General features: G+C 68.1%; 20 protein-coding genes and 1 tRNA gene. 12 read left to right on the forward strand and 9 right to left on the reverse strand.

Annotation, left to right across the window (positions count from 1 at the left end; all coding sequences use genetic code 11):
* Nucleotides 1-39: 39 nt before the first annotated feature.
* Nucleotides 40-744 (reverse strand): DUF5324 family protein, encoded by a 705-nt coding sequence (locus tag CG723_RS33425; RefSeq protein WP_100597243.1) that lies wholly within the window; start codon nt 742-744, stop codon nt 40-42.
* Nucleotides 745-1,057: 313 nt separating this feature from the next.
* On the opposite strand from CG723_RS33425, the gene CG723_RS33430 reads away from it, so the two are divergent.
* Both CG723_RS33430 and CG723_RS33435 read left to right on the forward strand, forming a co-directional pair.
* A complete protein-coding gene (locus CG723_RS33430; protein WP_100597244.1) occupies nt 1,058-1,585 on the forward strand; it encodes a peptidylprolyl isomerase in 528 nt (175 codons plus the stop codon).
* A gap of 97 nt (nt 1,586-1,682) precedes the next feature.
* Entirely contained in the window at nt 1,683-2,576 is an 894-nt protein-coding gene (locus tag CG723_RS33435) for a rhomboid family intramembrane serine protease (protein WP_100597274.1), read from the forward strand.
* Between the two features lie 243 nt (nt 2,577-2,819).
* Here the strand turns inward: CG723_RS33435 and crgA are convergent, their stop codons facing one another.
* A complete protein-coding gene (crgA, locus tag CG723_RS33440; protein ID WP_100597245.1) occupies nt 2,820-3,077 on the reverse strand; it encodes a cell division protein CrgA in 258 nt (85 codons plus the stop codon).
* Nucleotides 3,078-3,218: 141 nt separating this feature from the next.
* On the opposite strand from crgA, the gene CG723_RS33445 reads away from it, so the two are divergent.
* The 6 genes from CG723_RS33445 to CG723_RS33470 are packed head-to-tail and all read left to right on the forward strand — an operon-like array spanning nt 3,219 to nt 7,720.
* A complete protein-coding gene (locus tag CG723_RS33445) occupies nt 3,219-4,001 on the forward strand; it encodes a DUF881 domain-containing protein (RefSeq protein WP_100597246.1) in 783 nt (260 codons plus the stop codon).
* Between the two features lie 16 nt (nt 4,002-4,017).
* Nucleotides 4,018-4,752, forward strand: a complete 735-nt coding sequence (locus CG723_RS33450) for a class E sortase (protein ID WP_100597247.1) — start codon at nt 4,018-4,020, stop codon at nt 4,750-4,752.
* A gap of 31 nt (nt 4,753-4,783) precedes the next feature.
* Nucleotides 4,784-4,942 carry a hypothetical protein gene (locus CG723_RS33455; protein WP_389487602.1) on the forward strand — a complete coding sequence of 53 codons (159 nt, stop codon included), beginning with the start codon at nt 4,784-4,786 and terminating at the stop codon, nt 4,940-4,942.
* The gene (locus tag CG723_RS33460) at nt 4,942-5,586 is read left to right on the forward strand and encodes an aminodeoxychorismate/anthranilate synthase component II (protein ID WP_100597249.1); all 645 of its coding nucleotides are present in this window, start codon (nt 4,942-4,944) and stop codon (nt 5,584-5,586) included. The genes CG723_RS33455 and CG723_RS33460 overlap by 1 nt, the downstream gene beginning before the upstream one ends.
* On the forward strand, nt 5,583-6,941 hold the full coding sequence (locus tag CG723_RS33465; protein WP_100597250.1) for a class E sortase: 1,359 nt from the start codon (nt 5,583-5,585) through the stop codon (nt 6,939-6,941). The genes CG723_RS33460 and CG723_RS33465 overlap by 4 nt, the downstream gene beginning before the upstream one ends.
* Nucleotides 6,942-6,991: 50 nt before the next feature.
* Nucleotides 6,992-7,720, forward strand: a complete 729-nt coding sequence (locus CG723_RS33470; RefSeq protein WP_100597251.1) for a class E sortase — start codon at nt 6,992-6,994, stop codon at nt 7,718-7,720.
* Nucleotides 7,721-7,834: 114 nt separating this feature from the next.
* Here the strand turns inward: CG723_RS33470 and pknB are convergent, their stop codons facing one another.
* The 6 genes from pknB to CG723_RS33505 all read right to left on the reverse strand — a co-directional run bounded on the left by pknB (nt 7,835) and on the right by CG723_RS33505 (nt 16,044).
* Complete coding sequence (gene pknB / locus CG723_RS33475; RefSeq protein ID WP_100597252.1) at nt 7,835-9,829, reverse strand: Stk1 family PASTA domain-containing Ser/Thr kinase; 1,995 nt, start codon at nt 9,827-9,829, stop codon at nt 7,835-7,837.
* 171 nt (nt 9,830-10,000) lie between these two features.
* Nucleotides 10,001-11,464 (reverse strand): peptidoglycan D,D-transpeptidase FtsI family protein, encoded by a 1,464-nt coding sequence (locus CG723_RS33485; RefSeq protein ID WP_100597253.1) that lies wholly within the window; start codon nt 11,462-11,464, stop codon nt 10,001-10,003.
* On the reverse strand, nt 11,461-12,900 hold the full coding sequence (locus CG723_RS33490) for an FtsW/RodA/SpoVE family cell cycle protein (RefSeq protein WP_100597254.1): 1,440 nt from the start codon (nt 12,898-12,900) through the stop codon (nt 11,461-11,463). Before CG723_RS33490 ends, CG723_RS33485 begins: the two co-directional genes overlap by 4 nt.
* A gap of 26 nt (nt 12,901-12,926) precedes the next feature.
* Nucleotides 12,927-14,489 carry a Stp1/IreP family PP2C-type Ser/Thr phosphatase gene (locus CG723_RS33495; protein WP_234374652.1) on the reverse strand — a complete coding sequence of 521 codons (1,563 nt, stop codon included), beginning with the start codon at nt 14,487-14,489 and terminating at the stop codon, nt 12,927-12,929.
* Between the two features lie 117 nt (nt 14,490-14,606).
* On the reverse strand, nt 14,607-15,137 hold the full coding sequence (locus CG723_RS33500) for an FHA domain-containing protein FhaB/FipA (protein ID WP_100597256.1): 531 nt from the start codon (nt 15,135-15,137) through the stop codon (nt 14,607-14,609).
* Between the two features lie 10 nt (nt 15,138-15,147).
* Complete coding sequence (locus CG723_RS33505; protein WP_100597257.1) at nt 15,148-16,044, reverse strand: FhaA domain-containing protein; 897 nt, start codon at nt 16,042-16,044, stop codon at nt 15,148-15,150.
* A 488-nt stretch (nt 16,045-16,532) separates the two neighbouring features.
* Here CG723_RS33505 and CG723_RS33510 point away from each other — a divergent pair.
* Together CG723_RS33510 and CG723_RS33520 are read left to right on the forward strand one after the other, a co-directional pair.
* A tRNA-Leu gene (locus tag CG723_RS33510) sits at nt 16,533-16,616 on the forward strand.
* Nucleotides 16,617-17,845: 1,229 nt separating this feature from the next.
* Nucleotides 17,846-18,310, forward strand: coding sequence for a hypothetical protein (locus CG723_RS33520; protein ID WP_100597258.1), 465 nt, complete (start codon nt 17,846-17,848; stop codon nt 18,308-18,310).
* A 607-nt stretch (nt 18,311-18,917) separates the two neighbouring features.
* Here CG723_RS33520 and CG723_RS33530 read toward each other — a convergent pair.
* The gene (locus CG723_RS33530) at nt 18,918-19,577 is read right to left on the reverse strand and encodes an FMN-dependent NADH-azoreductase (protein ID WP_100597260.1); all 660 of its coding nucleotides are present in this window, start codon (nt 19,575-19,577) and stop codon (nt 18,918-18,920) included.
* Between the two features lie 133 nt (nt 19,578-19,710).
* On the opposite strand from CG723_RS33530, the gene CG723_RS33535 reads away from it, so the two are divergent.
* Both CG723_RS33535 and CG723_RS33540 read left to right on the forward strand, forming a co-directional pair.
* Nucleotides 19,711-20,088 (forward strand): winged helix-turn-helix transcriptional regulator, encoded by a 378-nt coding sequence (locus tag CG723_RS33535; RefSeq protein ID WP_100597261.1) that lies wholly within the window; start codon nt 19,711-19,713, stop codon nt 20,086-20,088.
* Between the two features lie 167 nt (nt 20,089-20,255).
* Nucleotides 20,256-21,689, forward strand: a complete 1,434-nt coding sequence (locus tag CG723_RS33540; protein WP_100597262.1) for a DUF2252 domain-containing protein — start codon at nt 20,256-20,258, stop codon at nt 21,687-21,689.
* The last annotated feature ends 64 nt before the right edge of the window (nt 21,690-21,753 follow it).

Genomic DNA, 21,753 nt, shown 5'->3' on the forward strand with positions numbered 1-21,753 from the left:
CTGGTCTCCCGCCCTACGGCGTTACTGCTCGTTCGAGGCTCAGCCGCGGTCGTTGCGGTCGGCGGCGTCCGCCTCCGCTTCGGCCTGCTTGGCCTGGACCTCGGGGTCGAGGGCGCCCTGGTTGCCGTCGACCGACGACAGCGGCGTGCTGTCCGCCACCTCGGTCGCGGCCGGCGGCTCGACCAGCCAGTCCGGGTTGGCCTGCTTGTCCCACCACTTCCAGGCGGCGAAGGCGCCCCCGGCGAGGATGCCGACGACGAGGAAGCCCTTGGCGACGCGTCCTGCCCGCGCCCGCCGTTCGTGCTTGCGGACCAGCTTCTGGATCTCCTTCGGCGACACCTGCCCACGCAGGGCGGCGATCGCCGCGACGCTGCGGGCAGTCGCCTCCTCGCGGACGGGCTGGGTGGCGGCCACGGCCTGCTCGATCCGCGGCCTGGCGTAGTCGGCGGCCTGGCGGGCTGCCTTCCGGGTGCGGACGGCTGCGTCCTGCGCGGCCTGGTCGATCTTCGGCGGCACATGGCTGCGGGCCTGTTCAAGATGCGGTGCGAGGTACGTGTCGTATTGGTCGCGGGTCTGCTGCGCAGCCTGCGACATCACGGGCGCGAGCCGTACGCGCGCTTCCTGCGCATACAGTGCGGTCCGGTCCTTGGCCGTCTCGGCGTAGGGCGCCACCACTTCCGCGGCGTGCAGCACGCTGTCCTTCGCCGAGCTGGTCGCGGCGCGCACGCTGTCGATGCGGGTCACGGGATCCTCCTCCTCGGTGGCATATAGGTTTTCACCTTTCCACCCTTTTTCGGATCATGCCTGCCCGGCGGCAGTGCGGCATGCGAGGGCGGGCATTCGGGGCATAAGCCGCCTTTGGATGTACCGAGGTACTCCAGGCAATAGCTGATCAATACGGTGCAATGGGGGCTTGCGGACGACAATGCCACGGATCGCCCTGCGGCGCGCCTCCTCGGTGGCGACTCGGCCGGAAATTCTGCGGCTGCCGCCGGGCGACGGGTCAACGGGGGCGTGCGAGGATCGGATCGTCACAGAAGGCAACGGAAGGCAGATCGTGGCTGAGCAGCTCTACGCCACCCTGAAGACCAACCAAGGCGACATCGAAGTCCGGCTTCTGCCGAACCACGCGCCCAAGACGGTCAAGAACTTCGTCGAGCTCGCTCGGGGGGAGCGGGAGTGGACCAACCCGGAGACGGGCGAGAAGTCCGCTGACAAGCTCTACGACGGCACTGTCTTCCACCGGGTGATCAGCGGTTTCATGATCCAGGGCGGTGACCCGCTGGGCAATGGCACGGGCGGTCCCGGCTACCAGTTCGAGGACGAGTTCCACCCCGACCTCGCCTTCGACAGGCCGTACCTGCTGGCCATGGCGAACGCCGGCCCGGGCACCAACGGCTCCCAGTTCTTCATCACGGTGTCGCCGACGGCCTGGCTGACCCGTAAGCACACGATTTTCGGCGAGGTCGTCGACGAGGCCAGCCAGAAGGTCGTGGACGGCATCGCGACCGCGCAGACCAACCCGCGTACGGACCGGCCGGTCAACGACGTGGTCATCGAGTCGGTCGTCGTCGAGACCCGCTGACGCGAACCGGGCCGACGGGAACCAATACGCCCCGCTCATCCGTAAGGATGGGCGGGGCCATGTGTTGACCGCGCACGTTTCGTACGAGGGGATTCCGATGGATCAGGTGCCAGGCAGTCCGCAGAGTCCTCAGGACGCGCAGGGCACGCCCCGCTGCTACCGGCACCCTGACCGCGAGACCGGGATCCGCTGCGCCCGTTGTGACAAGCCCATCTGCCCGGACTGCATGGTCAGCGCCTCGGTGGGCTTCCAGTGCCCGGACTGTGTGCGGGGCGGTTCCGATACGGGGCACGGCCCGGCAGCCAGCAGGCCGAGGACGATCACGGGCGGCACGATCGCGGCTGATCCGCGCCTGGTCACGAAGATCCTTATCGGGATCAACGTGGCGGTGTTCATCGCGGTCCACGTGTGGGACCGGCTGCTCTCCGACTTCGTTCTGATCGGAGCCTGGCCTCCCGCGCCCTTCGTCCCGGACCAGGGCGTGGCAGGCGGCGAGTGGTACCGCCTGGTGACGGCGATGTTCACGCACCAGGAGGTGTGGCACATCGCGTTCAACATGCTGGGCCTGTGGTGGCTCGGCGGCCCGCTGGAGGCGGCGCTCGGCCGGGCCCGCTACATCGCGCTGTACATGGTCTCGGGGCTGGCCGGAAGCGCGCTGACCTACGCGATCGCGGGGCCGAGCGAGCAGTCCCTCGGTGCGTCCGGGGCCGTCTTCGGACTCATGGGCGCGACCGCGGTGCTGGTGCGGCGCCTCAACTACGACATGCGCCCCGTCATCGGCCTTCTCGCGCTGAACCTGCTCTTCACGTTCACATGGGGCAACATCGCCTGGCAGGCCCACGTCGGCGGGCTCGTCGCCGGTGTGGTCGTCGGGTACGCGATGGTCCACGCCCCCAGGGAGCGCCGCTCGCTGGTGCAGTACGGGACCTGTGCGCTCGTCCTCGCCGTGGTGGTCGTCACTGTGCTTGTGAGGACGTCCCAGCTCACTTGAGCTCGGTCTCTGGCCCACGTTGTCCACAGACGGTGCCGGATCCTGTGCACTCGGTGGGGAACAGGTGTGCCCCTTGTCGCTGACCTGGGTTTCCCCAGCCAGGACAAGGGGCGAACATGTGGGCGAGCTGCGGTGCGTCAGTCACACCGGCGTCAACGCCCGGTGAGTTATCCACAGATCTTCCGACCTTTTCCCCACTGTGGAAACAGCTGTGGATAACTCAGTGGATAGCTAGGGGCAGAGCTACTTCCACTGCGTGGAAACGCCGAACCCGGCCGCGATGAAGCCGAAGCCCACGACGATGTTCCAGTTGCCGAGCGCGTCCAGCGGCAGGGTGCCGTCGGTGACGTAGAAGACGACGATCCAGGCGAGCCCGATCAGGAACATCGCGAGCATCACCGGGGCTACCCAGCCGCGATTGGTCAGCTTGATATTCGCCGTCTGCTTCGACGCCGGAGGCGGCGTGTAGTCGGCCTTCTTGCGGATACGTGACTTCGGCACGAGGGTCTCTCCTGTCGATGCGCTGCGTGGCCGCGCAGGGAACGTGGGCTGGCTCCGGGCAGCGTACAAGGGGAATCTCTGCGCTCCCCCGGGCGTCCGTTAGCGTAGTGCTTCCGCGGCGCTGAAGGAGATAAGGGTACGTTGAGCAATTCTGCCGACTCCTGGGAAGAGCCCCCCGGCGGGGGCCGACCCCGTGTGCGCCTCCGTCCCGTGCGGCTGCTGACCGTGGCCGTGTTCGCCCTGGCCGGGCTGATCTTCTTCACCAGCTTCAACACCGCCAAGGGCACCAACATCCGCACGGACGCCTCGCTGCTGAAGCTCTCCGACCTCATCCAGGAGCGCAGCCACAAGAACGGCCAGCTCGAGGAGTCCAACAGCGCGATCCGCGACGACGTCGACGCCCTCACCGAGCGCGGCGGCGCCGGCACCAAGGCCGAGGACGCCAAGCTGTCCGCCCTGGAGAAGGCGTCCGGTACGAAGAAACTGCGCGGACAGGCCGTCTCGGTCACGCTCGCGGACGCCCCGCCGAATGCCACCGCCAAGCTCCCCGGCTACCCCGAACCCCAGCCGAACGACCTGGTCATCCACCAGCAGGACCTCCAGGCCGTCGTCAACGCCCTGTGGAACGGCGGCGCGCAGGGCATCAAGGTCATGGACCAGCGGCTCATCGCCACCAGCGCTGTGCGCTGTGTCGGCAACACCCTGATCCTCCAGGGCCGCGTCTACTCACCCCCGTACAAGATCACCGCGGTCGGGGACCCGGAGAGGCTGAAGCAGGCGCTCGCCGTCTCGCCCCAGATCCAGAACTACATGCTCTACGTCAACGCCTACGGCCTCGGCTGGAAAGTCGAGGACGACGGGGCGGTGACTCTTCCCGGTTACTCGGGCACAGTGGATCTCCACTACGCGAAGCCCGTGGAGTAGCCGCCTGGGGGAGCCTGTGTCGGTCCGAGTGGTCGTCAGGACGTTCAGCGAACTGTGCATCACGGTCGGCGCCCTGATCGTGCTGTTCGTCGCCTACGTGCTGTTCTGGACCGGCGTGAAGGCCGACAGTGCCATGGACCACCAGATCGACACCCTCCAGGACCAGTGGTCCAAGGGCTCGGTGGCGGTCGAACAGCCCCGCCCGGGCCCGTCCCCGAGCCAGAGTCCCGCCCAGGACCAGAGCCGACCCCAGACGCCCTCGCCGTCCCCGTCCGCTTACAAGGACGGCAAGCCGTTCGCCGTCATGTACATCCCGCGGCTCGGTTTCACGTGGAACAAACCGGTGCTCCAGGGGACGGGCGTGGACATCCTCAAGAAGGGCCTCGGCCACTACGCGGGCACGGCGCAGCTCGGGCAGAAGGGGAACTTCTCCGTCGCCGGCCACCGCCGCACCTACGGCGACCCGTTCAAGGACTTCCCCAAGCTGCGCCCCGGCGACGCCGTCGTCCTCACCGACGGTACGACCTGGTTCACGTACCGCATCGACACCAAGCCCTACAAGACGCTGCCCAGCGATGTCGCCGTCATCGACCCGGTGCCCCGCAAGTCCGGATACACGGAGCCGGGCCGCTATCTGACGCTGACGACGTGCGAGCCGGAGTGGGGTCACAGCCACCGGCTGATCGTCTGGGCGCACCTTGATGCCACCCAGCCCGCGGAGGCCGGGAAACCGGAGGCCCTGCGCCGTTAGTCTGTTGCCGTACGGCGACGGAAGGGACGGCATGTACGGCTGGATCTGGCGGCATCTGCCGGGAAACACGTGGATCAGGGCACTGATCTCGCTCCTGCTCGCCCTCGCGGTGGTCTACGTACTGTTCCAGTACGTCTTCCCGTGGGCCGAGCCCCTGCTGCCCTTCAACGATGTGACGGTGAACAACTAGTGGGCGCGAGCAGCCGCATTCTCGTGGTCGACAACTACGACAGCTTCGTCTTCAACCTCGTCCAGTACCTGTACCAGCTGGGCGCCGAGTGCGAAGTGCTGCGCAACGACGAGGTCGGGACCCGGCACGCGCAGGACGGCTTCGACGGCGTACTGCTGTCCCCGGGCCCCGGCGCCCCCGAACAGGCCGGTGTCTGTGTCGAGATGGTGCGCCACTGCGCGGAGACCGGCGTGCCCGTCTTCGGGGTCTGCCTCGGCATGCAGTCCATGCAGGTCGCGTACGGCGGTGTCGTGGACCGGGCGCCCGAACTGCTGCACGGCAAGACGTCCCTGGTGCGGCACGAGGGCAGGGGCGTCTTCGCGGGACTGCCGAACCCGTTCACGGCGACCCGCTACCACTCGCTCGCCGCCGAACCGGACACCGTCCCCGACGAGCTCGAGGTCACCGCGCGCACCGACGACGGCATCATCATGGGCCTGCGCCACCGCGAACTGCCCGTCGAGGGCGTGCAGTTCCACCCCGAGTCCGTCCTCACGGAACACGGTCACCTGATGCTGGCCAACTGGCTGACCGTCTGCGGCGACAAGACCGCGGTGGCACGATCGGCCGGGCTCGCCCCGGTCGTGGGCAGGGCCTCGGCGTGACCGCCCTGCGCCCCGAGCGCGAGGGAGCCTCGTACGAGCAGGAACCGTACGAGGCTGCCGGTGCGTTCGAGGCGGCCGTTCAGCGGCTCCACGACCCGCTGAACGATCCACTGCCCGGGCAGCACCCCTCGCCCTGGTTCCGCGCCGCGGACGAGCCTCAGGAGCCCCAGCCGTACCCGCAGCCGCAGCCGGACGCTCAACAGCCGCTCCAGGCCCAGCCGTCGCCTCAGCCGGAGCAGGAGTGGTACGACCCTCAGGGCTACGTACAGGACTGGTACGGCGGCGAGCAGCAGGCTCCGCAGGCACCACATCCGCCGCAGGTACAGCGGGCGCAGCAGCCCGCGTACGTGCCGCCCGCCCGCGAGTACGAGGCGAGACCGCCGCGGCCAGTGTCGGACGACGAGACCGTGGCCCTGCGCACCGCGGACACCCGGGGAGGGGCCGAGCCCGATACGGACGCATACACAGACGTAGACGCCTCCACGGGCGCAGAGACCGACACCGAGTCCGACTCCGGCGCCCCTGAGCGCGCCGCCGCGCCCGTGGTGACCGGTGGCCGGGCCGCGCGCAGGAAGGCCGCCAAGCACGGCGGCAGGCACTCGGCGGCGCCGGCACAGACCCCGGAGCCCGCCTCCCCGCCCCGCAGCCGTCTGGAGGCGCGCAGGGCCGCGAGGGCGAGCAAACCGAGTACGGGCGAGGTCGCCAGCCGGGCGATCGGCGAAACGTTCATCACCATCGGCGTGCTGATGCTGCTCTTCGTCACGTACCAGCTGTGGTGGTCGAACATCCGGGCCCACCAGCAGGCGGGCAGCGCGGCGCACCACCTCCAGGACGACTGGGCGAACGGCAAACGCGAGCCGGACAAGTTCGCGCCCGGCCAGGGCTTCGCGATCATGCACATCCCGAAGCTGGACGTCGTCGTGCCGATCGCCGAGGGCATCAGCAAGACGAAGGTCCTGGACCGCGGCATGGTGGGCCACTACGGCAAGGACAGCATCGAGACGGCGATGCCGAGCGCCAAGACCGGCAACTTCGCGGTCGCCGGGCACCGCAATACGCACGGCGAACCGTTCCGCTACATCAACCGGCTCCAGCCGGGTGATCCGATCGTCGTCGAGACGCAGGACACGTACTACGTGTACAAGATGACGAGCATCCTTCCGCAGACCCCGCCGAGCAACACGACAGTCATCAATCCGATCCCGCAGGGCTCCGGGTTCACGGCTCCGGGCCGGTACATCACGCTGACCACGTGCACGCCGGAATTCACCAGTACGTATCGAATGATCGTCTGGGGCAAGATGGTCGAGGAACGGCCGCGCAGCAAGGGGAAGCCGGACGCGCTGGTGCAGTAGCGGGGCAAGTGGCAAGTAACAGGCGCAGGTTCAGGGACGGGGCACAAGCAGTGGCAGCGACGACCGACCACGACGAGCGGGCCGGCGAGGCGCCGCCCGCGCCACGACGCGGCCGTGGCCGCATCGCCGGCGCCGTCAGTCTTTTCGGTGAGCTCCTCATCACGGCGGGCCTGGTCCTCGGCCTGTTCGTCGTCTACTCGTTGTGGTGGACGAACGTGGTCGCGGACCGCGCCGCGCACAAGCAGGGAGACAAGGTGCGCGACCAGTGGGCCGACCACGGCCCCGGCGCGCTCGACACCAAGAACGGCATCGGCTTCCTGCACGTGCCGTCGATGAGGAACGGTGAGGTGCTCGTCGAGAAGGGCACCTCGTCGAAGATCCTCAACGACGGCGTCGCCGGCTACTACACCGACCCGGTCAAGTCGGCGCTGCCGACGGATGCGAAGGGCAACTTCACGCTCGCCGCGCACCGGGACGGGCACGGCGCGAAGTTCCACAACATCGACAAGATCAAAAAGGGCGACCCGATCGTCTTCGAGTCGAAGGACAAGTGGTACGTCTACAAGGTGTACGACATCCTCCCCGAGACGTCGAAGTACAACGTCAAGGTCCTGGGCGCCGTCCCCAAGGAATCGGGCGTGAAGAAGCCCGGCCGCTACATCACGCTGACGACGTGCACGCCCGTCTACACGTCCACGTACCGCTACGTGGTGTGGGGCGAGCTGGAGCGGATCGACAAGGTCGACAGCGATCGGACGCCCCCGGCGGAGCTGCGCTGACGGCGCCGTCGGCACACGTAAGAACCCCACATACGCAAGCCCCCGAACCACCGCACGAAAGAACCCCGGCGCCGCCTGTGCGGTGCCGGGGTTCCTTCATGACATGGAGGGCGCCTACTGGCGGCCGGTGACGCCTCCGAAGATCCCGCCGCCGTTGTCCCCGCCGCCGTTCTGGCCGGGCGGGGTGGTGAGCAGGGTGACCGTGTCGCCCTTGTTCACCGGCGAGTTGGGGCCGGGCTGGCTCGTCACGACCGTGGCGTTCGGGTCGTTGGACGAGCCGGGCGACAGAGCCGGGACGAGACCGAGGTCCGTCAGCTGCTTCTGTACGTCCTTCAGCTTCTTGCCGGCGATGTCACCGGGCACCGTGATCTGCTGGGCCGCCTTGGCGACCTTCAGGGTGACCGTGGAGCCCGGCTCGGCCGTGGAGCCCGCCACGAGGCTCTGCGAGAACACCTTGCCGGCCTCGGCCGTCGCGTTCTCCTCCTCGGTGCAGGTGCCCTTGAGGTTGTTGGCCTCGAGCTGTGCCTTCGCCTCGTCGCACGTCTTGTTGGAGACGTCCGGGACGGTGGAGACCGTCTTCTTCTTGGCGACAGTCAGGGTGATGGTGCTCCCCTTCTGCACTTCCTTGCCGGAGATCGGGTCCTGGTCGAGGACCGTGCCCGGTTCGGCGCTGGACTCCTTCGGCTCGGTCTTTACCACGAACTGGTAGTCGTCGGCCTCGAGCTTCGCCGTCGCCTTGTCGACGTTGTCGTCGATGACGTTCGGCACAGCGACCTTCGGCGCCCCGGTCGACACCGTCACCGTGATGGTGTCGCCCTTATTGACGTTGGCTCCCGCGGCCGGATTCTGCGTGCAGATCTGGCCCTTGGGGAACTTGTCGCAGGGCTCCTTCTTCGAGGCGTCCAGCTTGAGGTGCGTGTTGTCGGCGGCGAGCCTGGCGTCGGGGACCGTCTTGCCGACGAACTTGGGCGCCGCGAACGGTGCGTCGCTCCCGCTCCCGCTGTTGAACCACTTGCCGATCAGGATCGCGCCGATGAGGACGAGGACGCCCGCGAGCACGAGCAGGATCGTCGACGTACGGCTCTTGCCCTGGTTCTGACGGCGCCGGTCGGGGCGCTCGTCGTAGCCGTAGCCGCCGTCGTCCGGGCTGACCGGCGGCAGCATCGACGTCTGGCCGCCGCCGTTCTGCGGGTGCAGCATCGCCGTCTGCTGGTCGTCCGGGTGGCCGCCGTAGCCGACCGCGCCCATCGCCGCGGTCGCCGCGACCGGCTGCCCGTCGAGGCACGCCTCTATGTCGGCGCGCATCTCGTCCGCCGACTGGTAGCGGTAGTCCGGGTCCTTGGTGAGGGCCTTGAGGACGATCGCGTCCATCTCGGGGGTGATCTCGGAGTCGAAGACGCTCGGCGGCTGCGGCTCCTCGCGCACGTGCTGGTACGCGACCGCGACCGGGGAGTCGCCCACGAAGGGCGGCCGCACGGTCAGCAGCTCGTAGAGGAGACAGCCCGTCGAATAGAGGTCGGAGCGCGCGTCGACCTGCTCACCCTTGGCCTGCTCCGGGGAGAGGTACTGGGCGGTGCCGATCACGGCCGACGTCTGCGTCATCGTCATGCCGGAGTCGCCCATGGCGCGGGCGATGCCGAAGTCCATCACCTTGACCTGGCCGGTCCTCGTCAGCATGACGTTGGCCGGCTTGATGTCACGGTGGACGATGCCCGCGCGGTGCGAGTACTCGAGCGCCTGGAGGATGCCGATCGTCATCTCCATGGCACGCTCGGGCAGCAGCTTGCGCCCGGAGTGCAGCAGCTCACGCAGCGTGGACCCGTCGACGTACTCCATCACGATGTACGGGATGGAGGTCCCGTCGATGTAGTCCTCACCGGTGTCGTACACGGCGACGATCGCGGGATGGTTGAGCGAGGCGGCCGACTGGGCCTCCCGGCGGAACCGGGCCTGGAACGACGGGTCGCGCGCGAGATCCGCGCGTAGCGTCTTCACCGCCACGGTGCGACCGAGCCGGGTGTCATGGGCGAGATAGACCTCCGCCATGCCACCACGGCCGAGCACCTGGCCCAGCTCGTACCGGCCGCCGAGGCGACGCGGCTCTTCCATGGTTACCTACCAGCCCTCTCCGTCGGTCCCGACCGTCACCCGTGCGGGGTCGGGCGGTGTGCTGTCCGGGCATACCGTACCCGGCCTGTCGTGCCTGACCTGCCTGGAGCCGTCACCCGATACAGGACCGGTATCGCAACGTGCACCGTTGTGAAGGAGTCGTGATCGGAGTCACTTCTTGGCGAGCACCGCTTCCATCACGCTCTTGGCGATCGGCGCCGCCAGACCGCCACCGGAGATGTCGTCACGGTTCGCGCTGCCGTCCTCGACGACCACGGCCACGGCGACCGGCGAGCTGCCGTCCTTGGCCTTCGCGTACGACAGGAACCACGCGTACGGCTTCTCGCTGTTGTTGAGGCCGTGCTGGGCGGTACCCGTCTTTCCGCCGACGGTATAGCCGGGGATCTGCGCGTTCGTACCGGTGCCTTCGCTGACGACCGTCTCCATCATCGACTGAAGGATCTGGGCGTTCTTCTCCGACAGCGGCCGGCTCATCTCCTTCGGCGTGTGGTGCTCGATCGTGTCGAGGTTCGGCGCCTGGAGCTCGCTGACCATGTACGGCTCCATGAGCTTGCCGTCATTGGCGACCGCGGAGGCCACCATGGCCATCTGCAGCGGCGTCGCCGCGGTGTTGTACTGACCGATCGACGAGAGCGCCGTCTGCGACTTGTTCATGTTCTTGGAGAACACGGACGCGTTCGAACGGACCGGGGTGAACTGCTCCTTGGTGAAGCCGAACTTCTCCGCGGTCTCCAGCATCTTGTCGTTGCCGAGGTCGGCGCCGACCTTGCCGAAGACGGTGTTGCAGGAGTAGCGCAGCGCCACGCGCAGCGTCGCGTCCTTACAAGGGATGTTGCCCTCGTTCTTCAGCGGCGTCGTGGTGCCGGGCATGATCCACGGCAGCGGCGTGTCGGTCTTCTGGTCGGGGTCGGTGTAGAGCCCGTGCTCCAGCGCGGCCGCCGCCGTCACGATCTTGAAGGTCGAGCCGGGCGGGTACGTCTCGCGCAGCGCGCGGTTCGTGAGCGGCTTGTCCTTGTTCTTGTCGAGCTTGCCGAACGTGTCGCCGTCCTTCTGCAGGATCCCGGCGAACGACGACGGGTCGTACGAAGGCGTCGACGCCATCGCGAGGATCGCACCGGTCTTCGGGTCGATCGCGACGGCGGCACCCTTGCCACGGTTCTTCAGACCGTCGTACGCGGCCTTCTGCGCGGCGGCGTTGAGGGTGGTGACGACGTTGCCACCCTCCTTCTTCTTGCCGGTGATCATGTCGAGGGTGCGGCGGAAGAACAGCCGGTCGTCGTTGCCGGTGAGGATGCCGTCCTCGATGGACTCGATCTGGCTCGCGCCGACCAACTGCGAGGCGTACCCGGTGACGGGCGACCACATGGGCCCGTCCTTCCAGGTCCGCTTGTACTTGAGGTCGGTGCCGTCCGTCGCCACGGAACCCGTGATCGACTTGCCGTCGACGATGATGTCGCCGCGCGGCTGTGCGTACCGCTCGATGGCGACGCGCGGGTTCTGCTTGTCGGACTGCAGCTTGTCGGCCTGGGCGTACTGGAGCCAGTTGTCGCGGATCAGCAGGGCGAGGACGAGGAGCCCGCAGAAGATCGCGATCCGGCGCAGGGGCTTGTTCACGGTCGGACCACCTGGGTCATCTCGGCGTCGGGGCTGGGGGCGGGGGCCGGCGCCGGGCGGCGCGCGGTATCGCTGATACGGATCAGGATGCCGATCAGTGCCCAGTTCGCGATCACGGAGGAACCGCCGTACGCGAGGAACGGCATGGTCATACCGGTCAGCGGGATGAGACCCATGACACCGCCGGCGACGACGAACACCTGGATCGCGAACGCGCCGGACAGACCCGCCGCGAGCAGCTTGCCGAACGGGTCGCGGGCCGCGAGAGCCGTACGCAGACCGCGCTCCGCGATCAGCCCGTACATCAGCAGGATCGCCATGATGCCCGCGAGGCCGAGCTCCTCGCCGAACGTGGCGAGGACGAAGTCGGAGTTCGCGGCGAACTTGATCAGGTCGGAGTGGCCCTGGCCGAGGCCCGTGCCGAGCACGCCACCGGAGCCGAACGCCCACAGCGCCTGCATCGCCTGCTCGGAGTGACCGGCGACGCCCTGCCTGCTGAGCATGTACTCGTGCATCGGGTCGAGCCACGCCTGGACACGGCTCTGCACGTGCGGCTCGAACGAGGCGACACCGACCGCGCCGACCGCCGACATCAGCAGACCGAACACGATCCAGCTGGTGCGCTCCGTGGCGACGTACAGCATCACGACGAACATGCCGAAGAACAGCAGCGACGTACCGAGGTCCGTCTCGAAGACCAGGATGAGGATCGACATCACCCAGACGACGATGATCGGTCCGAGGTCACGGCCACGCGGCAGGTACAGGCCCATGAAGCGGCGGCTGGCCAGCGCGAGCGCGTCCCGCTTCACCATCAGATAGCCCGCGAAGAACACCGCGATGACGATCTTCGCGAACTCACCGGGCTGGATGGAGAACCCGCCGATGCTGATCCAGATCTTCGCGCCGAACACGTTCATGCCGAGACCCGGCACGAGCGGCAGCAGCAGCAGGATCAGCGAGCCCACCATGGAGATGTACGTGTAGCGCTGCAGGATGCGGTGGTCCTTGAGCAGCATGAGCACGCCCACGAACAGGGCGATGCCGATCGCGGAGTACATCAGCTGGTTCGGCGCGTCCGGGCTGAACGACCCGTACTGCGACTTGGCCAGCTGCTGCAGGCGCTCCGACTGGTCCAGGCGCCAGATGATGACCAGGCCCATGCCGTTGAGCAGGGTCGCGATCGGCAGGAGCAGCGGATCGGCGTACGGCGCGAACCGGCGTACGACGATGTGCGCGACGCCCGCGAGCAGGCCGAGGCCGAGGCCGTAGCCCAGGAGCCCGGCGGGCAGCGAGCCGTCGATCGCCAGCCCCACGTTCGCGTACGCGAAAACGGGGATGACGACGGCGAACGCGAGGAGCGCGAGCTCGGTGTTGCGCCGGCTCGGCGCACCGATCGCGCCGATGGTCGACGTGTGTGTAGTGCTACTGCTCATGGCGTGCAAAGGCCCCCAACGGCTGCTTACTGCTTACCGCACAGCGGGACCAGCTTCTGCTCATCCTCCGAGAGGCTGGGGCCAGGTGTGGGCGTCGGTGCGGTCTTGGACTTGGCCGTTCCGGACGGCGTGGGTGTCGGACTCGGCGCTGTCTTCGCCGAGGTGCGCGACGTGGTGAAAGACGTCTTGGTGGCGCCCGTGGTGCCACCCGCCTCGCCCTCGCCGGTCTTCGCGTTCTGCTCGTTCTCCGCCTGACGGCGCTCGGCGTCCTTCCTGCAGGCCGAAGCCTGCAGCGACAGCTCGCCGATCTTGTCCTTGGCGTCACCGAAGCTGCCCTCGGTGATCGTCGCCTCGACCTGCTTGCGCTGGTAGGGCGGCAGGTACTTGAGTTCGATCTCGGGGTGGTCCTTCTCGACCTCCGACAGACTCACCCACGCCAGGTCCTGGCTGATGCCGCGGTACAGCGCGACATGCGACTCGTTCGAACCGACGTAGTACTGCGTCTGCGTCCAGCGGTAGCCGCCGTACAGGCCACCGCCCACGACGGCCAGCGCCAGGGCGATGAAGAAGGATCTCTTGAGCCACTTACGGCCGCGCCGCGGCTTGACGAAGTCGTCGTCCCCGTACGAGCCGAAACTTCCCTCGGGGGCGTAACCGGCCGCGTCGCCGCTGCCGGGCGGGCCGAACTCGCCACCGCCGCCGCCCTGCCCGGGCACCGGCCTGCCCGACCCGCGGCCGAGCTCCGACGCACGGCCCGCGGGGGTCTGCATCGCCCCGCCGTCGTGCAGCTGGTGCTGCTGGTTCTCGGCGACCGCGCCCACGATGACCGGCGCGTCGGACAGCTGACCGGCGAGCGTGTCACCGCTGTCGATGTCCAGGACGTCCGCCACGATCACCGTGATGTTGTCCGGGCCACCGCCGCGCAGCGCCAGCTGGATCAGGTCCTGCACGGTCTCCTGCGGGCCCTGGTAGCTGGCGAGGGTCTCCTCCATCGTCTGGTGGGAGACGACGCCGGACAGGCCGTCGGAGCAGATCAAGTACCGGTCGCCGGCCCGCACCTCGCGGATGGAGAGGTCGGGCTCGACGTGATCGCCACTGCCCAGCGCGCGCATGAGGAGGGACCTCTGCGGGTGAGTGGTGGCTTCCTCTTCCGTGATGCGGCCCTCGTCGACGAGGCGCTGCACCCAGGTGTGGTCCTGCGTGATCTGCGTCAGCACACCGTCGCGCAGCAGATACGCGCGCGAGTCGCCGACGTGCACGAGACCGAGGCGCTGACCCGTCCACAGCAGTGCGGTCAGGGTCGTCCCCATGCCTTCCAGCTGGGGGTCCTCCTCGACCATCATCCGCAGCTGGTCGTTGGCCCGCTGCACGGCCGTGCCGAGCGACGTGAGGATGTCGGAGCCGGGAACGTCGTCGTCGAGCGCGACGATCGTCGAGATCACCTCCGACGAGGCGACCTCACCGGCGGCCTGACCGCCCATGCCGTCGGCGATCGCGAGAAGGCGCGGACCGGCGTAGCCCGAGTCCTCGTTCCCCTCGCGGATCATGCCTTTGTGCGATCCGGCGGCGAAGCGCAGTGACAGACTCATGCGCACCTCGCCCGTCGGCTCCGGGTACATCCGCACGGTGCCCACCCTCCGGTCGGGAGCGCGCTCAGGTCTTGGGTGACCGCGTCGGCTCGCTCGCTCCGCTCGCTCATTGTCGTACTACTTCCGCAGCTCGATGACGGTCTTGCCGATGCGGATCGGCGCGCCGAGCGGAATCGGTTGCGGGGTGGTCAGCCGGGCCCGGTCGAGATAGGTGCCGTTGGTGGACCCGAGGTCCTCCACGATCCACTGTCCGTCCCGGTCCGGGTAGATCCTGGCATGCTTGCTCGACGCGTAGTCGTCGTCGAGAACGATCGTCGAATCGTGCGCACGGCCCAGCGTGATGGTCTGGCCCTGCAGCGCCACCGTGGTGCCCGTGAGGGTGCCCTCGGAGACGACGAGTTTCGTGGGGGCGCCGCGGCGCTGCCGCCCGCCGCCTCCACCGCTGTTCTGCTGCTGGGCGCGCTGCTGCGGCGGCGCGGCCTGGCGGGCCGCAGCCTGCTGCTGGCGCCCGCTGTCACGACGCGACCCGCGCTGGGTGACGCGCGTGCCGAACAGGTCGCTGCGGATGACCTGGACGGCCACGATCACGAACAGCCACAGAACGGCCAGGAAACCCAACCGCATGACCGTCAGGGTCAGCTCTGACATTGCCCCCGCTTCACCCTTCGGCTTGCCGGTAAATGATGGTGGTACTGCCCACGACGATCCGCGAGCCGTCGCGGAGCGTAGCGCGGGTGGTGTGCTGCCCGTCCACCACGATGCCGTTGGTGGACCCGAGATCCTGGATCGTCGAGGGCGTTCCGGTCCGAATCTCACAGTGCCGGCGAGAGACGCCGGGGTCGTCGATCCGCACATCGGCTTCGGTGCTGCGGCCGAGGACCAGCGTGGGGCGCGAGATCTGATGGCGTGTGCCATTGATCTCGATCCAGTGACGCACCTGTGCGCCGGGCAGCGGTCCTGCCTGGTTACGCGGCCGGGCTCCCGCCGGGGCCTGCGTAGGGCGGCCCGGAGGCGGCCCCGCGGGCATCGGCGGCGCGCTGGCCGGCGGCTGGCCGTACCCCCCGGCAGCGTTCGCCGCCGGCGGATAGCCGTAGCCTCCGCCCGCCGCCGGGGGCGCCGAAGCGGGACCCCGGCCGGGCTGCGGCGGCTGCTGGGAGGGCTGGGACTGCTGCTGGTTGGTGCTCGACGCGAGCGTGCGGCTGCGTACCCGGTACAGACCCGTGTCCAGGTCGTCCGCCTTCTCCAGGTGGACCTTGATCGGTCCCATGAAGGTGTAACGCTGCTGCTTCGCGTAGTCGCGCACCATGCCGGACAGCTCGTCGCCGAGCTGCCCCGAGTAGGGACTGAGGCGCTCGAAGTCCGGCGTGCTCAGCTCCACGATGAAGTCGTTGGGGACGACGGTCCGCTCGCGGTTCCAGATCGTCGCGTTGTTGTCGCACTCGCGCTGGAGGGCGCCGGCGATCTCGACGGGCTGGACCTCGGACTTGAACACCTTGGCGAAGGTGCCGTTGACCAGACCCTCGAGACGCTGCTCGAACTTCTTCAGGACTCCCATGGGGCACCTCCTCCTTCGTTTTCGTCCTGGTACTGCTTACTGATCGTATCCACGCGCCGGGAAATCGGCTGGTTCCCCCTGTCAGCCCGGTCGATGAGTGTCGACCCTCACAGCTGGATCGTAGAGGGGGTCCCTGGACAGTGTCCCGCACGCGGCGGTGGAGCCGGGAGGGGACGGGGAAGGTGAGACGGAGGGGGCGCTCGGGTCCGGGGCTGCGGGAGTGTGGATGTGTGCCTTTCGCTGCGTCGGCGGCGGGGCTTCGGGGAGTGGCCCTGGGGCGGAGTGGATCTCTCCGGGGGCTTCGGACTGCTGGTGGAGTGCTGTCGGACTGCCGGCCGACTGCATCGGATGCGAGGTCAGCGGGGGTGGCCCTGCCCAGCAGGTGCCCGCGAAAACGGATGTGAATCCACCCTCGGCAGCGTGCTAATCTTCTGCATGTCGGAAGGCGCTCGCCCCAAAAGGGCGAGGGACCGGAAGGCACACCCAATGCGCGGGTGGCGGAATAGGCAGACGCGCTGGATTCAGGTTCCAGTGCCCGAAAGGGCGTGGGGGTTCAACTCCCCCCTCGCGCACAAGGAAGAACCGACGAAACGGGTCTTCGCCAGTGACGAAAGTCCTGGTGGGGGCCCGTTTCTCGTTGATCGGGCCGCTGGCTACGGCTCGGTAGCCAGTACCAACTTGCAAGAGTGGCATTGAACACATCAGAGCCCTCGCCTGTGACCGGTCGGTCGGGGCGAGGGCTCTGATGTTGTCCGTCGGGTCCTTCGGATGAGCGCCGGATGCCTACGTTGTCGGTGATGGGTGGCCGGTCGGGGTCCAGGCTCCGAGAGGCTTGGTCGTCCGGCGGTGGTGGGTGCGCCTGCGCGGGCGTTCTCCGCTCAGCGCCAGGATCTCGACCCAGTTTTTGATCTTCCGTTGGTTGGCGTGAGCCAGTTGGAAGACGAGCAGCACGGTCTGAGCGGCGATGCCGCGGATCCGTCGCCCCCGGCGGCCTCGATGGCTTCGGCGAGAGGACTTTTTGCGTAACCGTTGTACCCCTCGACGCTGTTGCGCAGCCGGAAGTAGACCTTCTGCCATTGCTCGCCCCCGTACTCGAGGGCCTGCCAGTGCTTGGATCCTTCGGCGGGAGCCAGTGTGATGCTGCGCTGGCGGCAGACCTTGAGCGGCCCCGCGGGGCTCGGCTCCGGGTCAATGAGCGGCAGCTGGATGGCTCTCCTCACGGACCGGCTCTTGATCGGGCACTGGACCTTGCCCGCCTCTGCGGGACACATCACCGGGCACCAGGCGGTGAGCTCTGCGGGCCTCGATGAGCCGGATCCAGATCTCGCGGTCGATGCGGCCCCATTCTGGGCCTTGGATGCCACCTCACCATCAAGTACGGCAACACCGCAGCGCATGCCGAGCAGGCGCGGCTGCGCCGATTCGCCTGGGAAGTGTTGTGCCTCGGCCGTGGAGCCGCGCCTGAGCCCGGCGTACAAGGTTGCTGAGTGGCTTGCGTCAGGGGGCGTATCAGATGCCCCGGCGACGCGATTGCGTCGTGAGTCTCATCGCGGACGGAGAGCGGATCTGCACGGTAGCCATTGATGGGCTCACTCAGTAGGGACTGTCGCTGTCGGTTGAGGCTCTGCCCATGGGAGGAGGGCCAGGCAGTTCGATGGACTGGATCGAAGAATGGAATCAGCTGGTCAGCACACTAGCTCTTGATCACTCAAGTCGGTGAACCATCCCATCGGCCAGAAACATGATCGCGGCGTCGGAGTTCTTTCGGCGGGAGAGATTCTCCGCCGAAAGGGGATAGTTCATGGTCGCGCTTTATCGATCCAGGCTTTTGGTGGCCCTTTCCGCCGCATGCGCCGTCGTGCTGACGAGTTCTTCGGCAGCGCAGGCCGGCGCTGTCGGATCGACTCCTGTCCGAACCTTCGAGTACAGCGTTGGTGGCATGACGATGAAAGTTCCGACCGGATGCGCGTTCACACACATCATCCGAGGCGGCGGGAAGAAGATCACCTGTCAGAACGCCGGCGTCGACTGTGCTTTTGTCGCCGCGCTCGGCACCGGCTTCTGCAACTGGCGCATCGACTTCACGTACGCGAACACCAACAACAGGACGTACAGGACCTCCCGGGGGCGAACGCACCCCGAGTGCAAGATCGATCCGATGCGGAACAACTCTCCCCAGACGCTGCCTCGTTATGGAAAGGCGTGTGCGCATCTCTACGTCAACGGGGTGCGCCGAGTGAGCCAGTGTCACCGCATCACGAAGTGAGCCGTTCATGATTGATCGACAGCAGGGGCGGGACCAGAGTTGGGAGGCGCGGCGGCCCGCTGGGATCGCCGCGTTCGTGGCGGGTCTCGTCGTGACACTCGCCTTCTTCGCCTTCTTCCCTGGGCTTCCGCACGTCATCGATTGGGGGGCGATCGTTGTTGCCGTTCTGGTAGGAGCACTTACCCGATGGGTCTGCCTGACGTGGGTGGGAAAGAGGAGCAGAGACAGCAGGTGAGCTCGGGCATAGCGACGAGGGCTGGCAGAGGGACTTCTGCGGTTATCGAGTGCGGGGCGCGGACTGTGGGTGCTGGACGCTCAAGCCCTTGACACCCCTGGCCTGCACCGTGGGAAATCTGTGCGAACAGGCCGGGAATCGATCTATGCGCCTGGCTCATGAGGCCTGATCATTACGTTTCGTCGGTGCCCCACAAGACAGAAGCCCCGCAGATCTCAGATCTGCGGGGCTTCTGCGTTTTCCGGATGTGAGCGGTCCTGTGGTGAGGGCAATCACACTGATTGTTGAAGGGTCCCCGGCGTCGTACGGGACGGCCGAACGGGAGCCGTACGGGACAGGGGACCCTCGGTGCCTTGGTGACGGTGCGGAGCGTCAGGCGGCGTCGGCCGAGAAGCGCGCGGCGAGCTCCTTGGCCCGGGCGTCAGCCTCCTCCAGGGCCTTGGCGCGGGACGCCTCGGCGAGCGGGATGAGCTCGCTCATCGCCGGAGTCGTGTGCGCCAGGGTCAGCTCGGGAACGATGAAGGCCACGTCCAGGCCGAGCATCGTGCCGAGAAGGTCACGCAGGTAGTTCTGCACGTACTCGAAGGGCTCGCGCGGGGTGCCCGGCGCGTACGAGCCGCCACGGCTGGCGACGACCGTGACCGGCGTCCCCTTCGCGGACGGCGTCTCGCCGGCGGTGCGCCCCATGAGGATCACCTGGTCCAGCCATGCCTTCAGGGTCGACGGGATCGAGAAGTTGTACATAGGCGCGCCGATCAGCACCGCGTCCGCCTGCTCCAGCTCCTCGATGAGCTCCCGGCGTCCGGCGAAGGCCGCGGCCTGCTCCGGGCTGTGGGTGGCGGGATCGGCGAAACCGGCGGAGGCGCCGACCGTGTCCAGGTGCGGGACCGGGTTCACGGCCAGGTCGCGGTAGATCACGGTGCCGTCGGGGTGCTGCTCCTCCCAGGTCTTGCGGAAGGCGTCGGCGACGGTGCGGGAAGCGGAGGCCGAGCCGGGCCAGACGGACGAGTCGATGTGAAGAAGGGTGGGCATTGGAGGTCTCCAAAGGTGCGGGGGGTCGGGAAGCAGGCGGGTGGCTGAGTAGGTGTAGTTCCGTTCGGAGCTACCGTATGAACAGTAACTTACTTTTATTTAGTCCCCTACGGGAGGGCAGTACTCTGAAGGCATGGCGGGCAACGGGGAACACGAGAGCGGCTCCGTACGCGAGGCGGGGATCCACAACCCCGACGCGTGCAAGCGGGTCGACGGCGGCATCACCCGCGTCTTCGGCCTGCTCGGCAAGCGATGGACGGGACTCGTGGTCTCCGTCCTCCTCCAGCACCCCGTTCACTTCGCCGACCTGCGCCGAGCCATCCCCGGCATCAGCGAGCGCATGCTCTCGGACCGCCTCACCGAACTCGGCGCCGCCGGCCTCGTCGTACGCGAGGTCGACGAAGGACCCCCGCTCCGCGTCGCGTACCGCCTGACCGAAGCGGGCGCCGCCCTCGAACCGGCGCTGAAGGAACTCGGGCTGTGGGCCGAGGCGTATCTGCCTGAGGGGTAGAGCGGCTGGCGAGGGAGGACTGGGTGCCGGTTCCGCGCTCGGTTCCCCGCTCCTGTTCCGCGCTCGTTTTCCACAATCACGGGGTTGTCCACAGGCTCTGACGGGTTTCGGCCGACGGCGGTACGGTCGTCGCCAGTTGATGTTCAGAGACGGGGGAGGCGGTCCGCGTGACCGAGCTCGACACTGCGGTGCCGGCACAGCGTGAGGAACCGGCGGCCCGACGGCTGCCGGCCGTCGAGGGGTTCGCGGCGCTCCCCTCCTCCGGATCACCCAAGCAAGAGGGCAAGGCCCTGCGCGACCGCGTACCGCGCTCCGCGCACGCGGCCCTCACCCTGCACCCCGCTCGCCCCGACGCCGTCAGGGCGGTCGAGGAGTCCAACCTCGGCCGGATCGAAGAGCTCACGCCCATACGCGTCGGCAGGATGGCGGCGACCCCGTTCGCATTCCTGCGCGGATCTGCCGGCCTCATGGCCCACGACCTCGCACAGACGCCCGTCACCGGCGTCGGCGCCCAGATCTGCGGAGACGCCCACGCGGCGAACTTCGGCCTCTACGCCGACGCCCGCGGCGGCCTCGTCATCGACCTCAACGACTTCGACGAAACGGTGCACGGCCCCTGGGAATGGGACGTGAAGCGGCTCGCCACCTCGCTCGTCCTCGCGGGCCGCGTAGCCGGAGCCGACGAGGACACGTGCCGGGAAGCCGCGCACTACGCGGTGGGCGCATACCGCCGCACCATGCGCCTGCTGGCCCGACTGCCCGCCCTCGACGCGTGGAACGCCATCGCCGACGAGGAACTCGTCTCCCACACCGACGCCCACGACCTCGTCGGCACGCTGGAACGCGTCTCCGAGAAAGCGCGGAACAACACCAGCGGAAGATTCGCCGCCAAGTCCACCGAACTCGCCGACGACGGCACCCGCCGCTTCGTCGACGCACCACCCGTACTGCGCCGCGTACCCGACGAGGAGGCGTCCGAGGTCGCTGCCTCCCTAGGTGACTACCTGCAGACACTCTCCGAAGACCGCCTGCCCCTGCTCGGCCGCTATGCGATCCAGGACGTCGCCTTCCGCGTCGTCGGCACCGGAAGTGTGGGCACGAGATCGTACGTGGTGCTGCTCCTCGACCACCGGGGAGAGGCGCTCGTGCTCCAGGTGAAGGAAGCCCGCCCCTCCGCGCTGCTGCCGCACCTGCCCGCAGTCGGATTCGATACGCCGGCGGCCGCCCATGAGGGGCGGCGCGTGGTCCTCGGACAGAAGCGGATGCAGGTCGTCAGCGACATCCTGCTCGGCTGGACGACCGTGGCCGGACGGCCCTTCCAGGTAAGGCAGTTCAGAAACCGCAAGGGAAGTGTCGACCCCGCGGCTCTCGCCGCCGACCAGATGGACGACTACGGCCGCATGACGGGCGCGCTCCTCGCCCGCGCACACGCACACAGCGCCGACCCTCGACTGATCGCCGGCTACTGCGGCAAGAACGAGGAACTGGACGAGGCCATCGCCCAGTTCGCGGTCACCTACGCGGACCGCACAGAACAGGACCACGCAGCCCTGGTCAGGGCTGTGCGGGAGGGGAGGGTGGGGGCTGAGGTGGGGGTTTGAGGTGGGGCGGTGAGGGGGCTGGCCTTCGGGGGGCTGGGGCTGGGGCTGGGGTTGGACGTGTGGG

It is taken from the genome of Streptomyces sp. CB01635, assembly GCF_002803065.1.
GTDB lineage: Bacteria > Actinomycetota > Actinomycetes > Streptomycetales > Streptomycetaceae > Streptomyces.

Excerpts from the sequence above, each read along its gene's own strand:
- CG723_RS33455 (WP_389487602.1), top strand. The coding sequence starts at position 4,784 with ATGTACGGCTGGATCTGGCGGCATCTGCCGGGAAACACGTGGATCAGG.
- CG723_RS33435 (WP_100597274.1), top strand. The coding sequence starts at position 1,683 with ATGGATCAGGTGCCAGGCAGTCCGCAGAGTCCTCAGGACGCGCAGGGC.
- CG723_RS33535 (WP_100597261.1), top strand. The coding sequence starts at position 19,711 with ATGGCGGGCAACGGGGAACACGAGAGCGGCTCCGTACGCGAGGCGGGG.
- CG723_RS33490 (WP_100597254.1), bottom strand. The coding sequence starts at position 12,900 with ATGAGCAGTAGCACTACACACACGTCGACCATCGGCGCGATCGGTGCG.
- CG723_RS33530 (WP_100597260.1), bottom strand. The coding sequence starts at position 19,577 with ATGCCCACCCTTCTTCACATCGACTCGTCCGTCTGGCCCGGCTCGGCC.
- CG723_RS33500 (WP_100597256.1), bottom strand. The coding sequence starts at position 15,137 with ATGTCAGAGCTGACCCTGACGGTCATGCGGTTGGGTTTCCTGGCCGTT.
- CG723_RS33495 (WP_234374652.1), bottom strand. The coding sequence starts at position 14,489 with ATGAGTCTGTCACTGCGCTTCGCCGCCGGATCGCACAAAGGCATGATC.
- CG723_RS33505 (WP_100597257.1), bottom strand. The coding sequence starts at position 16,044 with ATGGGAGTCCTGAAGAAGTTCGAGCAGCGTCTCGAGGGTCTGGTCAAC.
- CG723_RS33520 (WP_100597258.1), top strand. The coding sequence starts at position 17,846 with ATGGTCGCGCTTTATCGATCCAGGCTTTTGGTGGCCCTTTCCGCCGCA.
- pknB (WP_100597252.1), bottom strand. The coding sequence starts at position 9,829 with ATGGAAGAGCCGCGTCGCCTCGGCGGCCGGTACGAGCTGGGCCAGGTG.